The sequence below is a fragment of the Paenibacillus sp. SEL3 genome, assembly GCF_054602585.1.
Window position 1 is genome coordinate 54,548 of the sequence record NZ_CM137725.1, and the last position, 22,377, is coordinate 76,924.

23 protein-coding genes are annotated in these 22,377 nt (G+C 47.3%); 8 read left to right on the forward strand and 15 right to left on the reverse strand.

Going from position 1 to position 22,377, the window contains the following annotated elements; genetic code table 11:
• Positions 1 to 4: 4 nt before the first annotated feature.
• Entirely contained in the window at positions 5 to 823 is an 819-nt protein-coding gene (locus ACYCS5_RS00250) for a carbon-nitrogen family hydrolase (RefSeq protein WP_069011519.1), read from the reverse strand.
• Positions 824 to 999: 176 nt separating this feature from the next.
• On the opposite strand from ACYCS5_RS00250, the gene ACYCS5_RS00255 reads away from it, so the two are divergent.
• The 8 genes from ACYCS5_RS00255 to ACYCS5_RS00290 all read left to right on the forward strand — a co-directional run bounded on the left by ACYCS5_RS00255 (position 1,000) and on the right by ACYCS5_RS00290 (position 8,779).
• Positions 1,000 to 2,181: a pyridoxal phosphate-dependent aminotransferase gene (locus tag ACYCS5_RS00255; protein WP_029517389.1), complete on the forward strand. Its 1,182-nt coding sequence runs from the start codon at positions 1,000 to 1,002 to the stop codon at positions 2,179 to 2,181.
• Between the two features lie 241 nt (positions 2,182 to 2,422).
• The gene (gene proB / locus ACYCS5_RS00260) at positions 2,423 to 3,628 is read left to right on the forward strand and encodes a glutamate 5-kinase (protein ID WP_069011518.1); all 1,206 of its coding nucleotides are present in this window, start codon (positions 2,423 to 2,425) and stop codon (positions 3,626 to 3,628) included.
• A gap of 12 nt (positions 3,629 to 3,640) precedes the next feature.
• Entirely contained in the window at positions 3,641 to 4,933 is a 1,293-nt protein-coding gene (locus ACYCS5_RS00265) for a glutamate-5-semialdehyde dehydrogenase (protein ID WP_039271142.1), read from the forward strand.
• Positions 4,934 to 4,972: 39 nt separating this feature from the next.
• Positions 4,973 to 5,839, forward strand: coding sequence for a pyrroline-5-carboxylate reductase (proC, locus tag ACYCS5_RS00270; protein WP_069011517.1), 867 nt, complete (start codon positions 4,973 to 4,975; stop codon positions 5,837 to 5,839).
• Positions 5,836 to 7,047, forward strand: coding sequence for a 2,3-diketo-5-methylthiopentyl-1-phosphate enolase (locus tag ACYCS5_RS00275; RefSeq protein WP_165146885.1), 1,212 nt, complete (start codon positions 5,836 to 5,838; stop codon positions 7,045 to 7,047). The genes proC and ACYCS5_RS00275 overlap by 4 nt, the downstream gene beginning before the upstream one ends.
• Positions 7,044 to 7,721 carry a 2-hydroxy-3-keto-5-methylthiopentenyl-1-phosphate phosphatase gene (locus ACYCS5_RS00280; RefSeq protein ID WP_029517384.1) on the forward strand — a complete coding sequence of 226 codons (678 nt, stop codon included), beginning with the start codon at positions 7,044 to 7,046 and terminating at the stop codon, positions 7,719 to 7,721. The genes ACYCS5_RS00275 and ACYCS5_RS00280 overlap by 4 nt, the downstream gene beginning before the upstream one ends.
• On the forward strand, positions 7,722 to 8,378 hold the full coding sequence (locus tag ACYCS5_RS00285; protein ID WP_459760626.1) for a methylthioribulose 1-phosphate dehydratase: 657 nt from the start codon (positions 7,722 to 7,724) through the stop codon (positions 8,376 to 8,378).
• Between the two features lie 185 nt (positions 8,379 to 8,563).
• On the forward strand, positions 8,564 to 8,779 hold the full coding sequence (locus ACYCS5_RS00290; RefSeq protein WP_459760627.1) for a hypothetical protein: 216 nt from the start codon (positions 8,564 to 8,566) through the stop codon (positions 8,777 to 8,779).
• 139 nt (positions 8,780 to 8,918) lie between these two features.
• On the opposite strand, the gene ACYCS5_RS00295 is transcribed toward ACYCS5_RS00290, so the two are convergent.
• The 14 genes from ACYCS5_RS00295 to ACYCS5_RS00360 all read right to left on the reverse strand — a co-directional run bounded on the left by ACYCS5_RS00295 (position 8,919) and on the right by ACYCS5_RS00360 (position 22,335).
• A complete protein-coding gene (locus ACYCS5_RS00295; protein WP_069011515.1) occupies positions 8,919 to 9,530 on the reverse strand; it encodes a flavin reductase family protein in 612 nt (203 codons plus the stop codon).
• 165 nt (positions 9,531 to 9,695) lie between these two features.
• Positions 9,696 to 10,478 carry a hypothetical protein gene (locus ACYCS5_RS00300; protein WP_459760628.1) on the reverse strand — a complete coding sequence of 261 codons (783 nt, stop codon included), beginning with the start codon at positions 10,476 to 10,478 and terminating at the stop codon, positions 9,696 to 9,698.
• A 1-nt stretch (position 10,479) separates the two neighbouring features.
• On the reverse strand, positions 10,480 to 11,745 hold the full coding sequence (locus ACYCS5_RS00305) for a multi-tm2 domain protein (protein WP_459760629.1): 1,266 nt from the start codon (positions 11,743 to 11,745) through the stop codon (positions 10,480 to 10,482).
• A gap of 94 nt (positions 11,746 to 11,839) precedes the next feature.
• The gene (locus ACYCS5_RS00310) at positions 11,840 to 12,310 is read right to left on the reverse strand and encodes a hypothetical protein (RefSeq protein WP_165146919.1); all 471 of its coding nucleotides are present in this window, start codon (positions 12,308 to 12,310) and stop codon (positions 11,840 to 11,842) included.
• Complete coding sequence (locus ACYCS5_RS00315) at positions 12,307 to 12,972, reverse strand: RNA polymerase sigma factor (RefSeq protein WP_459760630.1); 666 nt, start codon at positions 12,970 to 12,972, stop codon at positions 12,307 to 12,309. Before ACYCS5_RS00315 ends, ACYCS5_RS00310 begins: the two co-directional genes overlap by 4 nt.
• A gap of 22 nt (positions 12,973 to 12,994) precedes the next feature.
• Positions 12,995 to 13,723 carry a DnaD domain-containing protein gene (locus ACYCS5_RS00320; RefSeq protein ID WP_039271126.1) on the reverse strand — a complete coding sequence of 243 codons (729 nt, stop codon included), beginning with the start codon at positions 13,721 to 13,723 and terminating at the stop codon, positions 12,995 to 12,997.
• Positions 13,724 to 13,726: 3 nt separating this feature from the next.
• Positions 13,727 to 15,022: an asparagine--tRNA ligase gene (gene asnS, locus ACYCS5_RS00325; protein WP_013310674.1), complete on the reverse strand. Its 1,296-nt coding sequence runs from the start codon at positions 15,020 to 15,022 to the stop codon at positions 13,727 to 13,729.
• Positions 15,023 to 15,154: 132 nt separating this feature from the next.
• The gene (locus tag ACYCS5_RS00330; protein WP_039271124.1) at positions 15,155 to 16,351 is read right to left on the reverse strand and encodes an acetate/propionate family kinase; all 1,197 of its coding nucleotides are present in this window, start codon (positions 16,349 to 16,351) and stop codon (positions 15,155 to 15,157) included.
• On the reverse strand, positions 16,348 to 17,220 hold the full coding sequence (locus ACYCS5_RS00335; protein ID WP_165146928.1) for a 3-hydroxyacyl-CoA dehydrogenase family protein: 873 nt from the start codon (positions 17,218 to 17,220) through the stop codon (positions 16,348 to 16,350). The genes ACYCS5_RS00330 and ACYCS5_RS00335 overlap by 4 nt, the downstream gene beginning before the upstream one ends.
• Positions 17,221 to 17,356: 136 nt before the next feature.
• Positions 17,357 to 18,859, reverse strand: coding sequence for an AAA family ATPase (locus tag ACYCS5_RS00340; protein WP_165146932.1), 1,503 nt, complete (start codon positions 18,857 to 18,859; stop codon positions 17,357 to 17,359).
• Positions 18,852 to 19,385 (reverse strand): hypothetical protein, encoded by a 534-nt coding sequence (locus ACYCS5_RS00345; RefSeq protein WP_069011509.1) that lies wholly within the window; start codon positions 19,383 to 19,385, stop codon positions 18,852 to 18,854. The genes ACYCS5_RS00340 and ACYCS5_RS00345 overlap by 8 nt, the downstream gene beginning before the upstream one ends.
• 446 nt (positions 19,386 to 19,831) lie before the next feature.
• Positions 19,832 to 20,356: a cell wall elongation regulator TseB-like domain-containing protein gene (locus ACYCS5_RS00350; RefSeq protein ID WP_039271118.1), complete on the reverse strand. Its 525-nt coding sequence runs from the start codon at positions 20,354 to 20,356 to the stop codon at positions 19,832 to 19,834.
• 37 nt (positions 20,357 to 20,393) lie between these two features.
• Positions 20,394 to 21,695 (reverse strand): amidohydrolase, encoded by a 1,302-nt coding sequence (locus ACYCS5_RS00355; RefSeq protein ID WP_069011508.1) that lies wholly within the window; start codon positions 21,693 to 21,695, stop codon positions 20,394 to 20,396.
• Positions 21,682 to 22,335 (reverse strand): redox-sensing transcriptional repressor Rex, encoded by a 654-nt coding sequence (locus ACYCS5_RS00360; protein ID WP_029517369.1) that lies wholly within the window; start codon positions 22,333 to 22,335, stop codon positions 21,682 to 21,684. Before ACYCS5_RS00360 ends, ACYCS5_RS00355 begins: the two co-directional genes overlap by 14 nt.
• Positions 22,336 to 22,377: the final 42 nt, after the last annotated feature.

The following is a 22,377-nucleotide window of genomic DNA, read 5'->3' on the forward strand; positions in this document are numbered from 1 at the left end:
CTGATTATCGGTCATACAGTGAGGGACGCCGATCTTCAAACACCGGAATACGACCACGCACGTCCTGCACCAAGGCAGACTCAATCGTTCCTGTGAGAATCTCCTCCTGCTCTCCGCCCTCAGCAATGATTTCTCCCCATGGATCAATAATAAGTGAATGCCCGAAGAAATCAGTTTCTCCGCTGCGACCTACCCGGTTACAAGCAATGACATACATTTGATTTTCTATAGCACGTGCGGTCAGCAAGGTGCGCCAGTGATGCAGCCGAGGATGAGGCCATTCTGCGGGTACGATCAGCAAATTCGCGCCCGACAGAGCCAAACTGCGGGCTAGTTCAGGAAACCGGATATCATAGCAGATCGACGCACCTGCCTGAATCCCATCATCCAGTGCGAATAAAACCTTTTCTTCGCCAGGCTGCAAATATTTTTCTTCATCCATAAGTCGGAATAGATGAATTTTGGAATACGAAGCAACCTCTCTGCCTGTTCGGTCAAAAACAAGCATCGTATTATACACATGACCGTCGCTTTTTTTCTCTGCGATCGACCCAGCTACTACGTTCACTTGGTGGGTGGCAGCGAATGCTGCTATCCATGCCCGGGTCTCCGTTCCTTCCTTGTCCGCCAGCTCATGAATGCGCTCCAAGGCATAGCCTGTGTTCCACATTTCTGGCAGGACAATCAGATCCGGCCTCAGTTCGGCTTTCATCGCTTGTTCCATTAAAGCTCGGATATGACTGCGGTTTTCCGGGGGATTTCCTATCTCTATGTGAGCTTGTATGAGTGCAACACTGAACGGCTGAGCTTCCTGATACGTCAAAATCCTTCATCCTCCTTGTGAGCCGGAGCTTCTCGTGACCCATTGTCCGGTATTTTCTCCCATCATAGCCCGATCAGTCTGGATTACGCAACCATGCAAGCTTAATTCCCCCTATACAGCTCGGTAAAATCGTGATAGATTATTTCTTAAACTATTCCAAAAGGTCGTGTACATGGATGACTCATTTTTCTATTCCTTCCTCTGACGTCATGAAACAGTTACCCACTCAATTTTTTGCCACACTTGTACAAAATGTAAACCGTGAAATCGCGGCGGGGCATGATGTCATTAATCTCGGACAGGGGAACCCCGATACCCCCACTCCTTCTCATATTGTAAAAGCTTTGCAGGAATCAGCAGATAACCCGCTATATCATAAATATTCGCCATTTCGCGGTTATAGCTTTCTCAAGGAAGCCGTTGCCCAGCGCTATCAGGAGGATTACGGTGTAACGCTCAATCCTGAAACCGAGGTCGCCATCCTGTTTGGCGGGAAAACAGGCTTGGTTCAGCTACCGCAAGTTTTACTCAATCCCGGCGATATGTGTCTCGTCCCTGATCCCGGTTATCCGGACTACTGGTCAGGTGTAGCCTTGGCTAAAGCGGAAATGTCTTTTCTGTCATTAAAGGAAGAGAATCGTTTTCTGCCCGACTATGAAGCCATTTCCGCGGAAGACCGCCGCCGCGCTAAGCTAATGTTCCTTAACTATCCGAATAATCCTACCTCGGCTACTGCTCCACTTTCCTTTTACGAGGATACGGTTGAATTCGCGCAACGTAACGGCATTGTGGTTGCCAGTGATTTTGCCTATGGCGCTATTGGATTTGATGGCGAACGTCCGGTAAGCTTCCTACAGGCTAAGGGTGCTAAAGACGTGGGGATTGAGTTCTATACCTTGTCCAAAACGTACAATATGGCGGGCTGGCGTGTTGGTTTCGCGCTCGGTAATGCCGAAATCATCTCGATGATTAACCTGCTGCAGGATCATATTTATGTAAGCTTGTTTGGCGGCATTCAGTCAGCGGCTGCGACAGCCTTAACGGCCTCGCAGAACTGCGTAAGCGAGCTGGTTGCCCGTTATGAATCGCGCCGTAACGCTTTTTATGATGCACTTGGGCAAATCGGCTGGAAGGCGACACGCCCAAGCGGCTCCTTTTTCAGTTGGTTGCCTGTGCCGCAGGGCTATACTTCTACTTCTTTTGCTGATCTGTTGTTGCGGGAAGCCAAGGTGGCTGTCGCTCCAGGGATCGGCTTCGGGAGTGGCGGCGAAGGATATGTGCGAGCGGGGCTGCTGAGCTCAGAAGCTCGACTGACCGAGGCGGCTGATCGAATTGGCAAGCTAAACCTGTTTGGTTAATCCGTATTTTCCAGCTACAACTTCTTTGCCAAACCTGGTCTTTTCGTGGTATTCTGTATCCAATATCATTTAGCGCGTTGAAGGGACTATTAAGAGAGACCCGGTCCTGTTCAGAGAGTAAATTCCGATAGGCTGCAAGAATTTACCTGGACTCTCTCCCAACTCCTATCCCCGAGCGCCCTGCGCAATCAGGCGGCCCCTGCCGTTAACAGGTTTCAAGTGGGATGATCATGAATCATCAATGAAGGTGGTACCGCGGAAGCACAAACTTTCGTCCTTTGCATACAAAGGATGGAAGTTTTTTTGCATTAAAAAGAGTAAAATTAAGGAAGTGGACGTCATGTCAACACGTATCGTCATTAAAATCGGTAGCAGCTCTCTAACTGGAGTGGAAGGTGGCTTGAATCGGGAAGCCATCGCTTATTTTGCCCGGGAAATCAGCTTGCTTCGTGCAAAAGGTTATGAAGTGCTGCTGGTTACATCAGGCGCAGTAGCCGCCGGATTCAGAGAGATTGGGTACCCGTTTCGCCCTAAGCTGCTACATGAAAAGCAGGCGGCAGCGGCTGTTGGCCAAGCTCTTCTCATGCAGGCCTATGAGCAGGCTTTTAAAGATTTTGACCTAGTGATCGCGCAGGTTCTGCTTACCCGTAGTGACTTTTTGATCCGCAAACGGATGAACAATGCCGGAATGACCGTAGAAGAATTGCTGCGCCAGCAGGTTATCCCGATCTTTAACGAAAATGACACGGTATCAATTGACGAATTGAAATTCGGCGATAACGATATGCTGTCCGCGCTGGTTGCCAATCTGGTCAAAGCTCAGCATCTGATTATCATTACGGACACCGATGGCGTATATACGGCAGATCCGCGCAAGCATCCGAATGCCGTACGTTTTGAACGTATCGAAGAAATTACAGAGGAGATTTATGCATTAGCTGGAGGTTCTGGATCGTCTGTAGGTACTGGCGGCATGCGATCCAAGATCGAAGCTGCCAAAGTCGCTACACGCGGCGGTGTGCCTGTATATGTGGGACGTGTAAGCGCGAATGGCGATCTAGACGCAGCCGTTGAAGGACACGGACCGGGAACATATTTTGACACTCACCTCTCTTCACTTCCGATGAAAAAACAATGGCTTGGATTTATGTCCACCCCTCTGGGCGCGGTGCATGTAGACGAAGGGGCCGAGGACGCGCTGGTTCACGGAGGACACAGTCTACTTCCGGTTGGCGTACGACGTGTCGAGGGCAGCTTTCATGCCGGAGATGTCGTTGAGGTGCTCGGACCGGAAAATAAAGTGTTAGGACGCGGCATCGTCAATTATGACGATGAACAGCTTCGAATGGTACAAGGATTACCGAGCGGTGAGGTTGTGGGCAAAATTGGTCCCATTCACCGGCTTGAGGTGATTCACAGGGATGAATGGATTACATTATGTATGTAGGGAGGCCGTAACATGAGTGATTTAACGACAAACACAGCTACAACCGAGGAGAATCAGTTTAGCGAAGTACGAACCAAAGCGAATCTTGCCAAAAAAAGTGCCGGGGTCATGAATCGCCTGACTACAGCACAGAAAAACGAAGCATTGCTTGCTATGGCTGAAGCTCTAGTAAACCATACTGAAGAGCTGATTGCAGCAAACCATAATGACCTGAAACATGGACGGGAATTGGGAACATCGGAATCGCTGCTCGACCGCCTCACGCTGACCGAGGACCGAATCGGGGCAATTGCCGAAGGATTACGCCAAATTGTGGCACTACCTGACCCGGTCGGCGACACCCTTGAGCAAATTGAACGTCCAAACGGTCTGCGAATTGAGAAGATACGTGTGCCGCTGGGTGTCATCGGCATCATATATGAAGCGCGTCCAAATGTAACCGTGGATGCCGCGGGCCTGTGCTTGAAAACAGGTAATCCGGTTGTGCTACGCGGTGGTTCGGCCGCCCTCTTCTCCAACCGCAAGATTATCGAAGTACTCCAGCAGGCATTAGACGCAACAGCTGTGCCACGCGAGGCACTTCAACTTATTGAAGATTCAGACCGTGCCTCGGTCAACGAAATGCTCACCTTGAACGGCTTGCTGGATGTAATTATTCCACGTGGCGGGCGTTCACTCATTCAAAATGTTGTTCAGAACGCTACCGTACCTGTCATCGAAACCGGAGCAGGTGTGTGCCATACCTTTTTGGACGCTACAGCGGATGCAGCAATGGCCGAAGCGATTACACTGAATGCCAAGGTGCAAAGACCGTCCGTGTGTAACTCGATGGAAACACTGCTCGTACACTCGGATTATGCAAAAGCACACTTAACAGGATTGGCAGAACGCTTTCGTGATGCGGGGGTCGAGCTACGCGGCTGCGCACGCACACGAGAATTGGCTCCTTGGGCTGTTCCTGCCACAGAAGAGGACTATGGCACCGAGTATAATGATTACATTATGAACGTCAAGGTCGTGGACAATTTGGACGAAGTACTGGAGCACATTGCCCGTTACGGTACGATGCATTCTGAGTGTATTGTCACCGAGGACCAAGCCCATGTCGAGCGTTTTCTGCAAGAAGTGGACGCGGCAGCCGTGTACCACAATGCCTCTACCCGCTTCACGGATGGCTTTGAGTTCGGGTTTGGTGCCGAGATCGGAATCAGCACACAAAAATTACATGCCCGTGGTCCAATGGGATTGCCTGCCTTGACTTCAACCAAATATCGCGTGTACGGTACTGGACAAATCAGGGAATAATAACAAAAATCAATCCGTATCCTTGGAGGTTATGAATCTATGTGTGAATCACAAACGAAAGTTTTAATTAACGAGCAAATTACGTTTTTCGGGGCAGGATCAATGGCAGAGGCTATTATTCGTGGAATGACGGCTCGTTCTGTCGTTAAACGTAGTGGTATTACCGTTATCAACCGCAGTAATCAGGCTCGTCTTGAGGAACTCCAAAAGCAATATGGAGTCTTGTACCAAACCGAGGATGCCGCCAAAACCGAGCTTCTGCGTCGTTCTCCAGTCCTTGTGCTTGCCATGAAGCCCAAGGATGCTGCACAAGCACTTGGACAGCTCGGCCCACTTCTGTCTGATGAGCAGCTGATCATATCGGTCATCGCTGGATTGTCCATTCGTACGATGCAAACCTTACTGGGTCGCAAGCAGCCGATCGCACGGACGATGCCCAATACATCCAGCTCGATTGGGCTGGGAGCTACAGGCATTAGCTTTTCCAAAGAGATCAGCGAAAACCAGCGTAAAAATGTGCTTACGATGTTCGAATCTGTAGGTACGGTGACGGTTATAGAGGAAGAGAAAATGGATGTTTTGACCGGGATATCTGGAAGCGGCCCTGCCTATGTCTACTATCTGATGGAAGCCATGATTGCCGGGGGAATTCGTGGTGGCTTGACCCCTGAGCAAGCGCACGAACTAACGGTGCAAACCGCGCTTGGAGCGGCACGCATGGTACAGCAAACCGGAGAGGAGCCTTCTGCCCTTCGCCACAAAATCATGTCTCCTAATGGCTCTACGGTAGCTGCATTGGAAATGCTGGACAAAGGTGACTTCTATGAAACGGTGATTGCGGCGGTGCAGCGGTGCGCTGAACGATCCCGCGAGATGGGAGCTGTACTCAAGGAGGGAATTGAATGAGCTATTGCTTGGCGACCTACCGGGTATACGATGACAAAGCCGATTTTAACCAAAAGGCCCAATCTATTGCCATCGGCATGACGGTGGGCAGCTGGACTGAGCTCCCGCAAGCCAAACGGGACGCGATGCAAAAGCATCTTGGCTCGGTTCATTCTGTGGATATTCACGATGGAGGTCCTGGTGAACGGTACGCCGACCTGACCATCGCTTACCCGGATGTCAACTTCAGCCGGGATATTCCCGCACTGCTGGTCACAGTCTTCGGCAAAATTTCGATGGACGGCCGAATTAAACTAACGAAGCTGGGTTTCTCGGAAGCCTTCCGCTCTGCTTTTCCCGGACCGAAATTCGGTATCAGCGGCTTGCGCGAGCAGCTCGGCGTGCATGATCGCCCTCTGCTCATGAGCATTTTCAAATCTGTGATTGGCCTCAATTTGGACGAACTTCGTGAACAGTTTACCCGGCAGGCTCTCGGCGGTGTCGATCTGATCAAGGATGACGAGATCTTGTTTGAAAATGCGCTGACACCAATTGAGAAACGAGTCGAAGCCTGCATCAAAGCTGCCGAAGCGGCTGAGCGCGAAACCGGTAAAAAGCTGCTGTATGCGGCTAATTTAACGGGGCCGACCTCGCAGCTTAAGACGCAAGCTCTCAAGGCCATCGACGCGGGTGCCAACGCGTTACTGTTTAACGTGTTGGCCTACGGTTACGATGTGCTGCATGAACTTAGCAGCGATCCCGCCGTCTCGGTGCCAATTGCTGCTCATCCTTCGTTGGCGGGAGCTGCTTATCCGTCGCCACATTATGGTATATCGGCGTCCGTTCTACTTGGTCAGCTTATGCGGCTGGCTGGCGCTGACCTCGTCCTCTTCCCTTCTCCCTACGGCTCAGTGACGATGCCGCGTGAGGAAAACATGGCGATCCGCGATGAACTGATCACCCCTGATCTACCGCTGAAGGCCAGCATGCCTGTCCCTTCCGCAGGGATTCACCCGGGCCTCGTGCCGTTAATTGTACGTGACTTTGGTACTGACGTTGTTGTCAACGCCGGGGGTGGGATTCACGGCCATCCGCTAGGTACAGAAGCCGGTGGGCGCGCCTTTGTGCAGGCGATTGAAGCCGTACAGCAGAATGTCCCGCTGGCAGAATACGCCCGTACTCACCCCGAGCTGCAATCTGCGCTTGACATATGGGGAGGTGAACGATGAGCACAGCAAAGAAGCCCGTCATTTTTTGCGATTTTGACGGGACAATTACGAACAGCGATAATATTGTCGCCATTATGAAGCATTTTCAGCCTGCAGGCTGTGAGCCCATCATGCATCAGATCGTAAATGGGCATACATCCATTCGTGAAGGCGTAGGTGCGATGTTCGCCTTGATGCCTTCGGAGCAAAAGGGCGAAATTATCTCATATGTACTTGGACAAGCTGGTATACGCGAGGGCTTTGCACGCTTTTTGGACTATGTACGGGAGCAGCAGATTGAATTTTTCGTTACCAGCGGCGGCATTGATTTTTTTATTGATCCATTGCTAAAACCATTCGATATTCCACACGACCACGTCTATTGCAACAAAGCAGATTTTTCCGAGGAGCGCATCCAGATTACGTGGCCGCATCCATGTGAGGAGCCGTGTACAAATGACTGCGGCATGTGTAAAACGACTGTGATTCGTCAATACTCTCCCGAACAATATGAACGGATTTTGATCGGCGACAGCCTGACCGATTTTGAAGGAGCTAAAATTGCCGATCTTGTGTACTCCCGTTCGCATCTGACTTTAAAGTGTCAAGAACTTGGCGTACCACATGTACCCTTTGAAACATTTGATGACATTATCGAGGATTTAAAGCAAAAACAGGAGCAAGGGGTGCTGTAAATGAGTTTTAACTTGGCAGACATTTCATTGGAAGAAAAACGCCGCGCACTGGAAGAAATCGCTGATGTCAAAGAACTATTCGCATCTCGCAACTGGTTCCCAGGCACGAGCGGTAATTTGTCGATCCGAATCGGTGACTTTCATCCTGAACAATTTTATTTTGCAGTTACCGCCAGCGGCAAAGATAAAACCAAGCGCACTCCGGAAGATTTTCTGTTCGTAGACCAGCACGGAAAAGCGGCAGAAGCCACAAACCTCAAGCCAAGCGCAGAGACGCTTATCCATTGCGAAATTTACCGCCTGACAGGCTGTGGAGCCGTTTTTCATGTGCATACCGTGTTTAACAATCTGATTTCAGAATATTACGGTGAGCAAGGCGCTGTACCTATCCAAGGCATTGAGCTGATCAAGGCTTTTAACATTTGGGAAGAAAATGCTGCGATTGATATTCCTGTGCTGCCTAACTACGCGGATATTGCCTCGATTGCCAGGCTGGTGCCTGGTGTACTGAATGATCAGGTGCCTGGAATTTTATTGCGTAACCACGGCATTTATGCGTGGGGCCGTGATGTATTTGAGGCTAAAAAGCATTTGGAGGCGTTTGAATTTTTGTTTGAAACGACGTATCGCTCCCTGCTGCTGAAAACTTTGAAGTAAATAAACTCATAAATTTCAAAGATGTGTATCATTATTTGTAAAAGTGGTTATTGAATATCGAGAACGGAGCCTGAGCGAAAAGCACGGTACGTTCTCTTTTTTATTAAAAAGTTTCCTATCCTAGTGGTGACATGAAATCTTAGTTGAGGTGATATGGCTCCTCGGGTAAAAAATACGACAAAGCATTGCAATTAATTTTTTTAAATGATAGAGCTCCTTTGAACTACATACCATTTATAATTACCAACTTTAAAATAAAGTTGTTGTCGTCGGATTTTGTACATACAACATACTGTACTAAATCGATTGACGATGGAAATAGGTCATTAAGAAGTTCAATTTGGAAACTAAACGATGGTCAATGGCAAATGTTTTTTCATCAGGGAACTCCAACAAAATAGGGACTCACTTTAAACACTTGGCTCTCGAAACACCACAATAATATCAACATTCAGATTAAACATAGCCTTCATAAAGGAAATGTGATGAATAAGAATCCTTCCGATGTAATTTTAGGCATGCTGAAAAAAAAAGCGCCCCCTATTGGGGACGCTCCAGCGTGAATTGCTCTCCTAGCTTCGCATAATTGTTCCCAGCCAACCGACTTACTGGACGCAACTCCTTAGCAATCACATACGTATTTTGGTACGCTTCCTCGGATAAATGATACTGCACTACGCGTCCGATTAACAGATCACAAGCAGGTGTGTCCTCCTTGCCTCCTAGCGGTATCACCTGTTCCAGAATACATTCCATACGTATTTTCGCTTCTGTCACACCGGGAACTGCGATTTTTGTACTTTTTATCGGGGTAAGGCCTGCCAGTGTAACCTCACTCTCCTGCGGCGACAGACGGGAAGCCGTCACATTCACCGCTCCCACATTGTCCTCGTCTGTGATATGTACGACAAAAGCTTTATGCTCCATCGCATTACGTGTTGTATCTTTGGATACTCCATCGACACGTTGTACGGATACAGACAGCAGTGGCGGCTCGGAAGCAACGATGGAAAAATAACTGAACGGCGCACCATTCAGCACCCCTTCGCTGCTCAAAGTCGTTACAAAGGCTACCGGCCTTGGAATAATACTTCCGGTCAACAGCTTATAATTTTCACGCCCTGTAAGCGTATCAGGATTCAACGAAATCATTTTTCTCCCTCATTTCCGATCACAATCGCTATTCGACTGCACACCATCAAGTTTCGCCTGATAAGCAAATGCACCATTAGTTAGCGACATGGATGACATCTCAGGCTTCCTTTTCAAGTATCGCGTGAATGATACAAAATGTAAAGTTGGAGCCGGAAAATCTCCCTATTTTTCAATTATATTTCCTCGGCTATCGCGCACAGTAACCGTAATTCCCTCAGGTACAGCAATCGTAACATCAAGCTGCTGTTGAGTCTGCATAAACCGTGTCGGAATTTGACCCAGTAATACATACAAGGTATCGCCGATTTGCTTGGTCTGATATAAATCTTGACCCTTTATTTCGTCCTCTTTGCCTGTGTATACATAACTTCCGAACACATGCACTTCCGGTGAGCTGGTTGCGTCAATTTTGACCGCATAAGGATCTTCTCCCTGTACAATCACTTTGTTCACTTCGACAGGCAGTTTTTCATGCCAGTCTGGGAGAACCCTTGTTTCCTGAACCGAACTCATTATTTCTCTGACTTGCGGAGTGATCCCCAATGAACTGACCAAGGCAAATCCGATACAGCAAAAAACCAATACCGCCGTAATAAACATACTGAATACATCATAACGAATACGCTCACGCGTCCCCTTCCAAGCAGTATACATTAAAATTTCCAAACCTAGCAAAACAAAAACGACAGGCCACCAGGTCAAAGCCTGGTCCAGTATGCCTGCTCCCCAAAACTTGGAGGCAAACGTTATACTCCCCAGCAGGACGAGGAAAAGTCCCATGGACAGCCTTCCGACTTTCCACACCCCTGCCGGAGCGTTTGACGCTTTAGAGGAATTATTTTTGTTAGATGATGTACCCAATATACCTGTGGAGCCTCCTCCATCGCTCTGAGGATGATGGGCTCCCTTAAAGGGAGCCTCACTCTTTGAAAATTCAGTATCCATTCTATTGCTTCTCCTTTACTCGTTTAGATTTGGAATTCCCGATCATCATCCAAATACCACCGCCGATCAACAATAAGGATACGATAATCGTTCGTAGATACATGTCAACCAAATTATAAATCTCTCCATTCGGAAACAGACGATCCAAAGTAGGAACTAATACGTTGATTAAGATGTAATAGGCTCCTAGCAATAGCAACCCCAAGCCTACCCAGCGGTGATATTGTGCAAACATACCGATCACAGGCTTGTCGATCAGCGGCTCCCGTCCATAACGGCTTACTTGCTGCAACGCATCAAAAAAGCTATAAAACCAGACCACCGGAATCAGGAACAAAAAAAGTGAAAGATGCAGCACGTCCAGTACATAGATGCCTCCTAAAAACAGAAGCATGAGCTGGAGTCCACGCTTTTGCAAACCGATATACATATGTCCAGCACCAGGAAATACCGATAAAATGGTAGCCAGCATTTTACTCCGCCGTCCCTCGACTCTCCCATATTCCAGTTCCTCAAACAAAGTACGATCCTGAAGCATTTCTCCCGCTTGTTTGCGATGTACATGCTGCACCGCATCAAACATGCAATACAGCCAAATGATCGGTAACACGCCCGCAAACGCCAAAAATCCGGATTCGTTTGTAATGCTGGTAATAAAAACGAGGATCGCTCCAAAGCCAAAGAAAGATAGCAGAAAAGACAAACCACGCTGCATCAGGCCCAAGTGAAGGTGTCCCAATCCAGGAATGAACGACAGCAAAATCGTAAAAAAGCGTTCATTGTCCGATCCTTTTTGAAAAGCAGGTGATCCTGCCATACCATAGTGTCCTTGTTGATAATGGTTATAGCCTGGGCCATATCCCATTCCTGCTCCCGGCGCATCCGTATCTGAGTGTGTTGCCTCCTCCGGTACCTCTCCTGTTAAACCAGCCTGTCCATAAGGCCCACTTTGCGAGTAAAAACCATATGGATTAGGTCCTACATGAGGGGGATATGGAACAGCAGCTGCACGAGGATCATAACGCAACAAGCTAATAATAATATGCAGCATACTCAGCCCCCAAAAAAGAGCGGCAACAAACATACTGGCCAATAAAGGTAATTCGTCTCTTGATACCACTGAAAAAAATAATCCTCCCGCCAGACATCCGAAAAACAAAATGGTGTATACAAACGCATTGGCTTTTCTGGTCCAGTAATAGTGTCCCACACCGGGAATGATGTTCAATAGAAATGCCAAGAGCTTGCTTCTTTCCGTATAAGGCATCGCTACACTTCCTTTCTATTTATGGAATTTTAATGAAGTCCCCATCTGAAGGTTGTTGTTTTTGCGTTTTTTATCTCACCCTTTATCCGAAGATTTAGGGCTTTAATTTATCGAGCCAGGTCGTGGTAGCTCGCATGACCTCTTCACTGTAAGAGACGCGTTCTTTTGGAGGAATCGGCTTTCCGTCTGTTTGCGGCATCATTTTGTCAAAGGCTCCACTGGACAACAAGATCAACGTTAGGCTTGCGGCGACAACATAGTGAAACACAGGTTTTTCAAACCAGCGGCGTTTTTTGAACATAACCTGACTCGGTTCAGCTTCTAGCTCGGGAAGAACGGCCATTACCTGATCTGTGAAGCGCTCCGTATCCATCCAGGCAGAATAATCTTTCAAAGTTGACTCCATTTGTTCCAGTGCAACAAGATATAGCATCAGCGCCTGTTCGTCTTCCAGCAGGATCTTTTCCAGCCGGGCAGATTCCTCTATCGTGCAAGTTCCTGCAATGTAAGCATGCCAGTCATTCGATTTCCCTTCAATCCACGGTTTATCCTGTTGGTCAGTCATTGCCATTCCTCCTCCTTCCAGTGGTTTCGAATCCATAGTCGCGCCCGGTAGAGTCTCGACTCTACCGTTTTTAAAGCTACCTGCGTCTCTTCTGCAATTTGGTCGTAGGTTTTGCCCTGCATATAGTAGGCTTGAATAATATCCCGATGTTGCTGGGGCAACTGAGCGATTTTTTGCGATAGTTCTTTAATTTGCTCCTCGCGGATGAGACGAGCCAGCACATCCTCATCCCGGGAAGGGAGCTGTACAAGGGATTGTGCGACGTCTATTAGCTCTGCGGGGCGTCTGTCCTGTTTGCGCTTAATATCCAGCGCTTTGTGGAGCGCAATTCGGCTCAGCCACGTTTTAAAACCTTCGTTCCGGTACTGGGGGAGAGACTTGTACACCTGAACGAATGCCTCCTGCGCGGCATCTTCTGCTTCCTTGCTGTCATGTAGCACCGAATAGGCGATATGAAATACATGCTTGCTGTACAGCTCTACGATCTCACGGAATGCCTGCCGGTCACCAGACCGTATTCGTTCAATGATTCTCTCTATATCAATGACGCTCTCCCCCTTCCCAATACTATAGACGCCAGGAAATTTCCTTCCCCTGCGTATTTCGAAAAAATAATTTAAAAAGGACACACCCTCCTGATGGAATGGTGTGTCCTCTATCATTAAAGCTATTTAGACCGATACATTAATTGCGTCCGCCACCACGGAATCGCTGGGCGTATTCTTTGGCATCCTGTGCATTACGGACACGGTTTCGGCTCCACTCCAGCAAAATACGGTCTATATACCGGAAATGTACCTTCCCTGCAAATACCGCTTCCTTCAAAGCCAGCAAAATAAGCTCCTCGGGATACCGATCCTGATCCACCCAGCTGGTGATCGTCTCGTATTCCATCGGTGATAATGGTCGTCCGAATTCTTTCTCGAAAATCGTGAACAAATTCCGTTCTTCTGTAAGCGGGGATTCCGATATTCCATTCAGTAAATCCGGCTTTCCGGCAAACAAAATGTCATCTTCATCAGGCTGCTCGTTACGTTCGGCGATCATACATTCTGCCAACTTACGATACAGCCCCGTCAGATTGTAACGTTCGAATTGTACGGATGAACTACGGTCTTCTACGGAATCGATTCTCAAAAATCCTTCTTTCATGAGCTTGCTGAAATAGAGCGCGATTTCGTTCGCAGTGCATCCGATACGGGCCTGCAATTGCTCCCATGTCGGAAACTCATTACGTTCCGCTTGTTTAAAGGCAAGCAACTGCATCAGTAGCAGCATTTCGCCATCTGCCAGCCGAAGTGTTCGATAATGCTTGAGCAGGGCGTAGGGAATCTGGACCATTCCGGCTTCCATAGCAAAGGCTACTCCCTCCGCCCATTCTGCCGCTGATGTCTTGTCGAATGATCCGGTCATCGGTTACGGATACAAACGATACAGCATACGTGGGAACGGAATCGTTTCACGTACATGATCGAGTCCACAAATCCATGCTACTGTACGCTCCAGGCCCAGTCCAAAACCAGAATGCGGAACGGTACCATAGGTGCGCAGATCCATATACCATTGGTAGGCTTCACGAGCCAAGTTATGCTCGTTAAAACGTTCTTCCATCAATGCTGGATCATCAATCCGTTGGGAACCCCCGATAATTTCGCCGTAGCCTTCAGGAGCGATCATATCGGCACACAGAACAACCTCTGGACGGGTCGGGTCTGGTTTCATATAGAATGCCTTAATGTGTGTCGGCCAATGTGTAATAAACACAGGCTTGTTATATCTTTCGGCAATCGCCGTTTCATGAGGAGCACCAAAGTCTTCCCCCCATGGGATATCGAAACCTTCACCTTGAAGGAAGGCAATCGCCTCATCATACGTAATACGTGGGAATTCGCCTTGAATTTGCTCCAGCTTCGAAACATCGCGTCCGATAGTTTCAAGCTCCTTCGCACAATTTTTCAGAACAGATTGCACGATATGGCTTACAAACTGCTCCTGTACGCGCAAGGATTCTTCATGATCCACAAAAGCCATCTCAGGTTCGATCATCCAGAACTCAATCAGGTGACGACGTGTTTTGGATTTTTCTGCACGGAAAGTTGGACCAAAGGAATACACTTTGCCCAGCGCCATTGCCGCGGCTTCCATATACAACTGTCCGCTTTGTGTCAAATACGCATCTTCATCAAAATATTTAATGTGGAACAACTCTGTTGTGCCTTCTGCAGAGGAAGGAGTCAAAATGGGTGGGTCCACCTTCGTAAAGCCGTTGCCGTTAAAGAATTCCTGTACAGCACGGATAATTTCCGCCCGTACGATCAGAACAGCACGTTGCTTGGCGGAACGCAACCACAAGTGACGATGATCCATCAGGAAATCTACACCGTGCTCTTTGGGTGTAATCGGGTAGTTTTCGGTCAAATGAATAATCTCAATGCCTGTAACCGTTAATTCAAAGCCCGATTGGCTACGCGGTTCTTCACGCACCACTCCAGTAACGTAAAGGGAGCTCTCTTGAGTCAAGGATTTGGCGTCATTCCAAATATCCTCGGACACTTCGCTTTTCACGATAACCCCTTGAATATACCCGCTACCATCGCGCAGTTGCAGGAACTGAATTTTACCACTAGATCGTTTATTGTTTACCCAAGCGCCGATTGTAACCGTTTCCCCTACATGGCGACCCACTTGGGCAATCGTACTTTTATTCGTCATGACCGTCTCTCTCCTCTTAACCGAAAATCAAACAGCCCTTCCCCCTGGGTCAGGCTGTTTGCTCTCGCTGTTTGGTGCATGCGGAACTCAAACAATAGTCCACATGCATAAAGTTTACACTTTCGAACCGAACTACTGAACCAGACGGAACGTGTCGCGGGCAATAACCAGTTCTTCGTTCGTTGGAATGATCAGTACTTCTACCTTTGAATTTGCAGTTGTAATCCGGCGAGGCTCGCCAGAACGAATAGCATTCAACGATTCATCCAGCTCGACACCGAGGAATGTCAATTGCTCCAACACTCTCTTACGGAGAACGATGGAGTTCTCGCCTACACCTGCTGTAAATGCAATTACGTCTACCCCGTTCATTGCGGCAGCATACGATCCAATGTATTTGCGCAGACGGTATTCATACATCTCAAATGCCAATGTAGAATTAGCTTCGCCTTTTTCCATACCTTCTGTGATTTCACGCATGTCACTGCTGATACCGGAGATAGCTAAAAGTCCACTATGCTTGTTCAGCATGGAATTGACTTCATTGACAGTCAATTCTTCTTTGTTCATGACATAAGGTACAATTGCTGGGTCCAAATCACCACTACGAGTACCCATCATAAGGCCTTCCAGTGGAGTCATCCCCATGGAAGTATCAACAGACAAACCGCCTTGAACTGCTGTTACACTACCACCATTACCGATATGACAAGTGATAATCTTCAGGTCTTCCAAAGGACGACCAAGGAATTTGGCTGCTTCCTTACTCACAAAATCATGAGAAGTACCGTGGGCACCGTAACGACGAACCTTGTACTTATTGTACAACACTCTTGGAATGGCGTACATATAAGCTTTTTCAGGCATGGTTTGATGGAACGAGGTATCGAATACTACAACCTGCGGTACATCTGGCATATTCAATTCAGCCGCTTTAATCCCCATCATGGAAGCGGGATTATGCAGTGGCGCCAGGTCAAACAAGCGGCGGATTTCACTCTTCGCTTCAGGCGTTACAACTGCTGACTGTTTGAAGATTTCGCCTCCATGAACCACACGGTGGCCCACAGCCTGAATTTCACTAGTACTGGAGATTACACCATGTTCAGCATCTGTGAGTGCGTTCAGCACTTTACGGATGGCTGTAGTATGCTCCAGAATTTCGCTAACTTCAGTGTATTCTTCTTTATTGGTTGGCTTATGCGTCAGAATGGAGGAATCCATACCGATACGCTCTACCAAACCTTTGGCCAGAACGGACTCGTCCGTCATATCATACAATTGGTATTTTAGGGAAGAACTCCCTGCATTAATTACGAGAATTTTCATATCCGGTCACCATCCTTGTCGTACTTAAAGAAGCCTTCGCCCGATTTCACGCCCAGATTACCTGCACGCACCATTTTCTTCAGTACGATGGACGGACGATATTTCAATTCGCCGAATTCACGGAACATACGCTCCAGAGCAGCCAAAACGGAATCCAGACCAAAGCGGTCAGCCATTTCCAAAGGACCGCTTTGGAAGCTGTAGCCGATTCGCATAGCGTCGTCGATATCATCAGCGGAAGCTACGCCCTCTTGCAGTACATGAGCCGCTTCGTTAATCAACAGACAGATTATCCGGCTTGTTACGAATCCAGGAGATTCGTAAATCATGACTCCTTTTTTCTCCACTATTTCTTCCACAAACATCTTAGTGTTTTCAAATGTATCGTCCGAAGTTTTCAAACCACGAATAATTTCTACAAGATCAATGCGGGATACTGGATAAATAAAGTGCATACCAATAACACGCTCAGGATACTTGGTCGAGCTGGCAAGCTCGGTCAGGCTCAGCGTGGATGTATTACTTGCAAGAATAATATTGCTTGGACACACATAGTCTAGCTCTTGGAACACTGCTTTCTTCTCGTCCAGATTCTCTGTAATCGTCTCAATGACCATATCGCAGCTGCCGAGCTCCGCCAAATGGATTACTTTTTGAATACGGGATAAGATCAATTTTTTCTCAGCTTGAGTAATTGCCCACTTTTCCAGTTGTTTGTCCAGACTCGTTTCAATCATATTGTAGGCGTAGTCTAGTTTCTCTGGTGTCTGCTCTACCAGCAGCACATCGATTCCTTTGGACGCGAGCATTTCAGAAATCCCCTGTCCCATGGTGCCGCCGCCGATGACGCCGATTTTTTTGAATTGCATGATTCTTTACTCCACCCTTTCCTGGTCACTCTCATATATTGTATCCTTCTTTGTCGAAAAATACATGTTTATGTCCCAATAGATAATAATATCTTAGCACGGACTAAAAGTAAAAAAAAATAACCAGCATAAAAAATTATGCTGGTAATAAAGCATTTTCACTAAATTGACATCTAAATTGGTCTCCAGACAAAGTTTCCTCCTTCATCAGGATGTCAAGTGAGTTGTCGAACACAGGACGATGCTTTTCCAGCAGTTCCAAAGTTCGGGTATGCAGGTCAGCCATAATCTCGCCATTTTCCCGCATGAGTTCTTCTTTCGTTACCATTTCCATGTTAATAATGCCAAGTGAAGTCAAACCGGAAGTCATCATCGTATGAACGATGTTCAGTGCTTGCTCAAAATCATTACTAGAGCCGGTACTTCGACCGCCATAGTACATTTCTTCTGCCGCAGCCCCTGCGAGCGAGATCATAATCTGCTCCTCCAGGTACTGCTTGGTGTATAAATACTGCTCTTGCTGTGGATTGTGACGCACATACCCAAGCGCTTTCCCACGTGGGCTAAGTGCTACCTGGCTTACGCTACCAGGACGAACAATTTCGGCCATAATAGCATGTCCTAGTTCATGAATCGCTACACGTTTTTTCTCTTCCAAGGTCGATTCTCGATCTGTCTTTTCACCCATCATCACTTTGTCAATTGCCATCGACAGATGTTTCTGTGCAATCATTTTCTGATCCTGTCTCATTGCATAGATTGCCGCTTCATTCATTACGCTCTCCAGCTGTGCGCCAGAAAACCCATAAGATTCCTCAGCAATTTTATCCAGATTCGCATCTTCCTGAATCGGTTTGTTTTTGGCATGAATTTTGAGAATATGAAGACGGCCCTTCTTATCAGGCAAATCCACTTGAATATGACGGTCAAAACGCCCTGGACGCGTTAAGGCGCTGTCCAGCATTTCTTTACGGTTTGTTGCCGCAATGATCAAAATCCGCGGTGTATCTACCGAATAAATACCATCCATTTCTGTCAGCAACTGATTCAAAGTCTGATCATATTCTCGTTGCTGTCCACCCTCACGTTTACCACCAATAACGTCGATTTCGTCAATAAAAATAATTGCATTTTCCTTCTTTTCCTTGGCTGCACGAGTACGTGCCTCCCTGAACAACTCACGAACACGACCTGCTCCAACACCAACGTACATTTCAACAAATTCACTACCTGAGGCTGCAACAAAAACAGAATTAGTATAGTGTGCCGCTGCCTTAGCCATCAGTGTTTTTCCTGTTCCCGGAGGACCTGTGAGCAAAACGCCTTTTAATGGACGGATACCAAACTTGGAGATTTCATCATGTCGATTCAAAAAATCCAAGGCCTCACGCAGCTCCTGCTTAGCGCTTTCTTGCCCACCGATTTCCTCAAAAGTCAGCTTGTCCGGGCCATTTTTTTTACGTTTACGTTCTTGCCCAGCACCTACGGCCAAGCCTCCACGAGCATGCATGAGCATTAACAAGCCGCTGAACATCACACCAGCAACTAGAAGAGGGATAATATTTACCCCAATAAAAACGAGAAATATAATGGTTACCGGCACAATGCCGATTAATATTTCCTTGATCCATCTAGGCATTAGGCCATACCCCCATCTGCTGAGATTGACGTGGCAAAACGATAAACTTGGTCGCTTTCCCTTCGCTGAGTCGGATATAGACATTGTTCGAATCCATGTCGGTATCAGCTTTGATACCCGTCTTTTTCTTTTTCATATGCTCAACTGTAGATGAAATTTGAGTATACTTTCTATTTTCCATCGCTTCGGCTACAGGAAACATAGCCTCAGACCACCATTGATTCAGTGCTGTATTGGAACGGTCTGCAATATCGAGCTTAATGGTGCGGCTGCCAATGATGGATTGTCCTTTTTGCTTAACTACATCGACCAATCCGGCCACATCCGCCTGCGGTTTGAGATCTAGTTTCAATACAACCTGATCCTGTTTAATATCTATTTGAGCGCTTGTCACGCCTGGATATTGAGAAACCAGTTTTTCCAGAGGACTTTGCATTGTAACCTGACGGTAAATGAACCATCCCCCAAATAGCAGCAAAGCTGCCAAAACTGCCGCCACAACGATAGGAACTGCACGCAATTTCAAACAACATCCTCCTCTCAAAATGTAAAACTCAGAAGAAACGGGACGAATGTCAACAAACAACCAAATTGCATGATCTTACAGTGATCAGCAATTCTTTTTTCTATCATTTTTGTCTATCACTTATAAAATATAGTATATCATAACGTATATCTAAAATCGAAGGCAATGTGTGGAGGAGTTGTGATGAGGCAAAATCTTTGGTTATGGTGGAGGTGGGACGCTGCGTGTAGGATTTGATCTTACGATCGCTGTTGCCCGCCATAAAGATGAATTTGCCTTAGGAGAGAAGTTGGGTAGGTAAAGATGCTTCGCTGGCATTCAGCTCATCTTTACGGCATAGCAAGACTAAAAGACGTAAATACGAATTTCATCGCATTTACGTCTTTTTCTTGAGCTTTTAATCATTTACTAGTCATTCATTCCACATCTGCTGATCCTCAACCAGCTCAGTTATTGGGCAAAGTATACTTTACCCCCGTCGCTCCCCCATCTGAAAAACGGTAAAAGGCATAGTAATGATGGCTTCCATCATCGTAAAACAGCTGCCACACATATTCGCCATTGAACACACTCGGCTGGAGGCTTACAATTTTTACACCTGGAAGCTGCTGCTGAATTAGCGACGTCATTTTTTGCTCGTCGACTCCGTTCTTCAGCAGCTCGGTATGAACACCGCTATTATCTGCGGCAGGTACGTTAGGTTGTCCCTCCACTTTTTGAAAAGGAACCCATACCATTATATTTTCATTCTGTGCATTTTTCCCTTGAACCACCCAATATACCTGATCCCACACAGACTTCCATGTTTGAGTCGTGCTAACCAGACCACCTGATTGCTTGGCCTTAATGATAGCGGCATTTTTCTCAGCCACCTGGTCTTGAGTAACATAGGAATAATACCAGAAAATGCTGACCAGGATCAGTATCACGGCCAAAATGGCGACCGCTATCCATTTTTTCTTATTTTTCAAACCCGTGCTTCCTCTCTAAGGGGATGTGACACCTGAATTAGCGCGACAGCAGCCCTTCAAAGGCGGCTTGTGCCTCATGTTTGATACGTTCCTCGTCCATAGTCAGGCATTCGCCGTTTTTCACAACCTGACGACCGTCTACCCACACATGAGCCACGTCCTTGGCGCTTGCAGAGTATACCGCATGGGAAATAAGATCTGTACGCGGCAAGAAATGTGCCTGATTCAGATCCAACGCGATAAAGTCAGCCTTGTTGCCTGCTGCCAACGCTCCTACTTCTTTTAAACCAATCGACTTTGCACCGTATTCTGTTGCCAGACGCAGCGCTTCACTTGCAGGAACTGCCGTAGGGTCACCGGATACACCCTTGTGAATAAGTGCTGCCAGACGCATTTCCTCGAACATATCCAGGTTATTATTGCTGGCAGGACCATCCGTTCCGAGAGAAACCGTAACCCCTGCACGCAGCAATTCAGGCACTCTTGCCACACCACTTGCCAGCTTCAAGTTGCTGCCAGGATTGTGGGAAACCGCTACACCACGTTCTGCCAGTAAAGCTATTTCTTCGTCGTTCAAATGAACGCCATGGGCAACAAGCGAAGGACGGGAGAAAAAGCCAAGCTTATCCAAGTGTGCAACCGGACGCAAACCGTAGTCGCGTACGTTTTGCTCTACTTCGGCGATCGTCTCAGACATGTGCGTATGCAGTGGCAAGTCCAGATCATGCGCAGCTTGTACGAATTTTTCAATAAACGCAGGTGGACATGTATATGGCGCATGCGGTGACATCATCGTTGTAATACGGCCGTCTGCTTTACCGTGCCAGTTACGCGCAAAAGTCACGGCCTCTGCCAGCTTGATTCGCTGTTCTTCCTCCGAACATAGTCCAATTGCTCCACGCATCAGACTTGCACGAATACCTGACTCTTCAGCCACACGAGCCACCTCATCCATATGATCGTACATATCGAGGAAGGTTGTTGTTCCACCTTTCAGCATTTCCAGCACAGACAAGGACGTACCCCAGTACACGTCTGTAGATGTAAACTTGGCTTCCATAGGCCACATTTTTTCCTGAAGCCATACTTGAAGTGCCAAATCATCTCCATGCCCACGCAGTAGAGACATCGCCGCATGACCATGAGTATTGATCAGACCAGGTAAAAACAATAGCCCTTTACCATCGATCGCTTCCGTCTCTTCCTCACCCGCAGGCAAGGTTTCGCCAATATAAGTAATACGACTATCCTCCACAATCATAAAACCATGGACTACCCCTGCTTCTGGTCCATTTACGGCAAAAGATCCGTTTTTAATCATCCATTTATTCACTGTCATATTGTGCTTCTTCCTTTCCGTCCTCCAAATAATAAGCGAGGCTAAGCAAATCAGTTGTAAAGTCTGTGGCATGAATCCGAATGTTGGCTGGTGCCTTGAGAGTAGTCGGTGCAAAGTTCAGGATCGCTCCAATTCCGCTATCAATAAGCCTATCAGCCACGTGCTGTGCTTCAAAATCAGGTACGGTAATAATCCCGATTCGAATGTTTTTTTCTTTCACAGTCGCTTCCAGTTCATCCATCGGTTGCACGACCAATGTATTGATCTTGGTTCCTACCTTATCCGGAAACGCATCAAATACCGCCACAATCTTCATATTGTCTTTTAAATAAGCGTTATAATTCGAAAGGGCTTGCCCCAGATTACCCGCTCCGACCAATACTACATTAATTTGTTGGTCGATTTTCAGGATATGGCGTATTTTCTCAATGAGATAAGAAACATCATAACCGATACCCTTCCGACCAAAATCTCCAAAATAAGCAAGATCTTTACGGATTTGGGCCGGGTTCAAATCTAGCCTCTGTCCCAGCTCTTGAGAAGAGACCGTAGCCACCTCCCGTTTGTGCAGTGCATTCAGATAACGTAAATATACGGGTAACCTCCGTACGACAGCCTCTGAAATTTTATCTGATTTCATACTTGCTCCCCCTAATTGTAACGAACATACTTATGTCCGTCC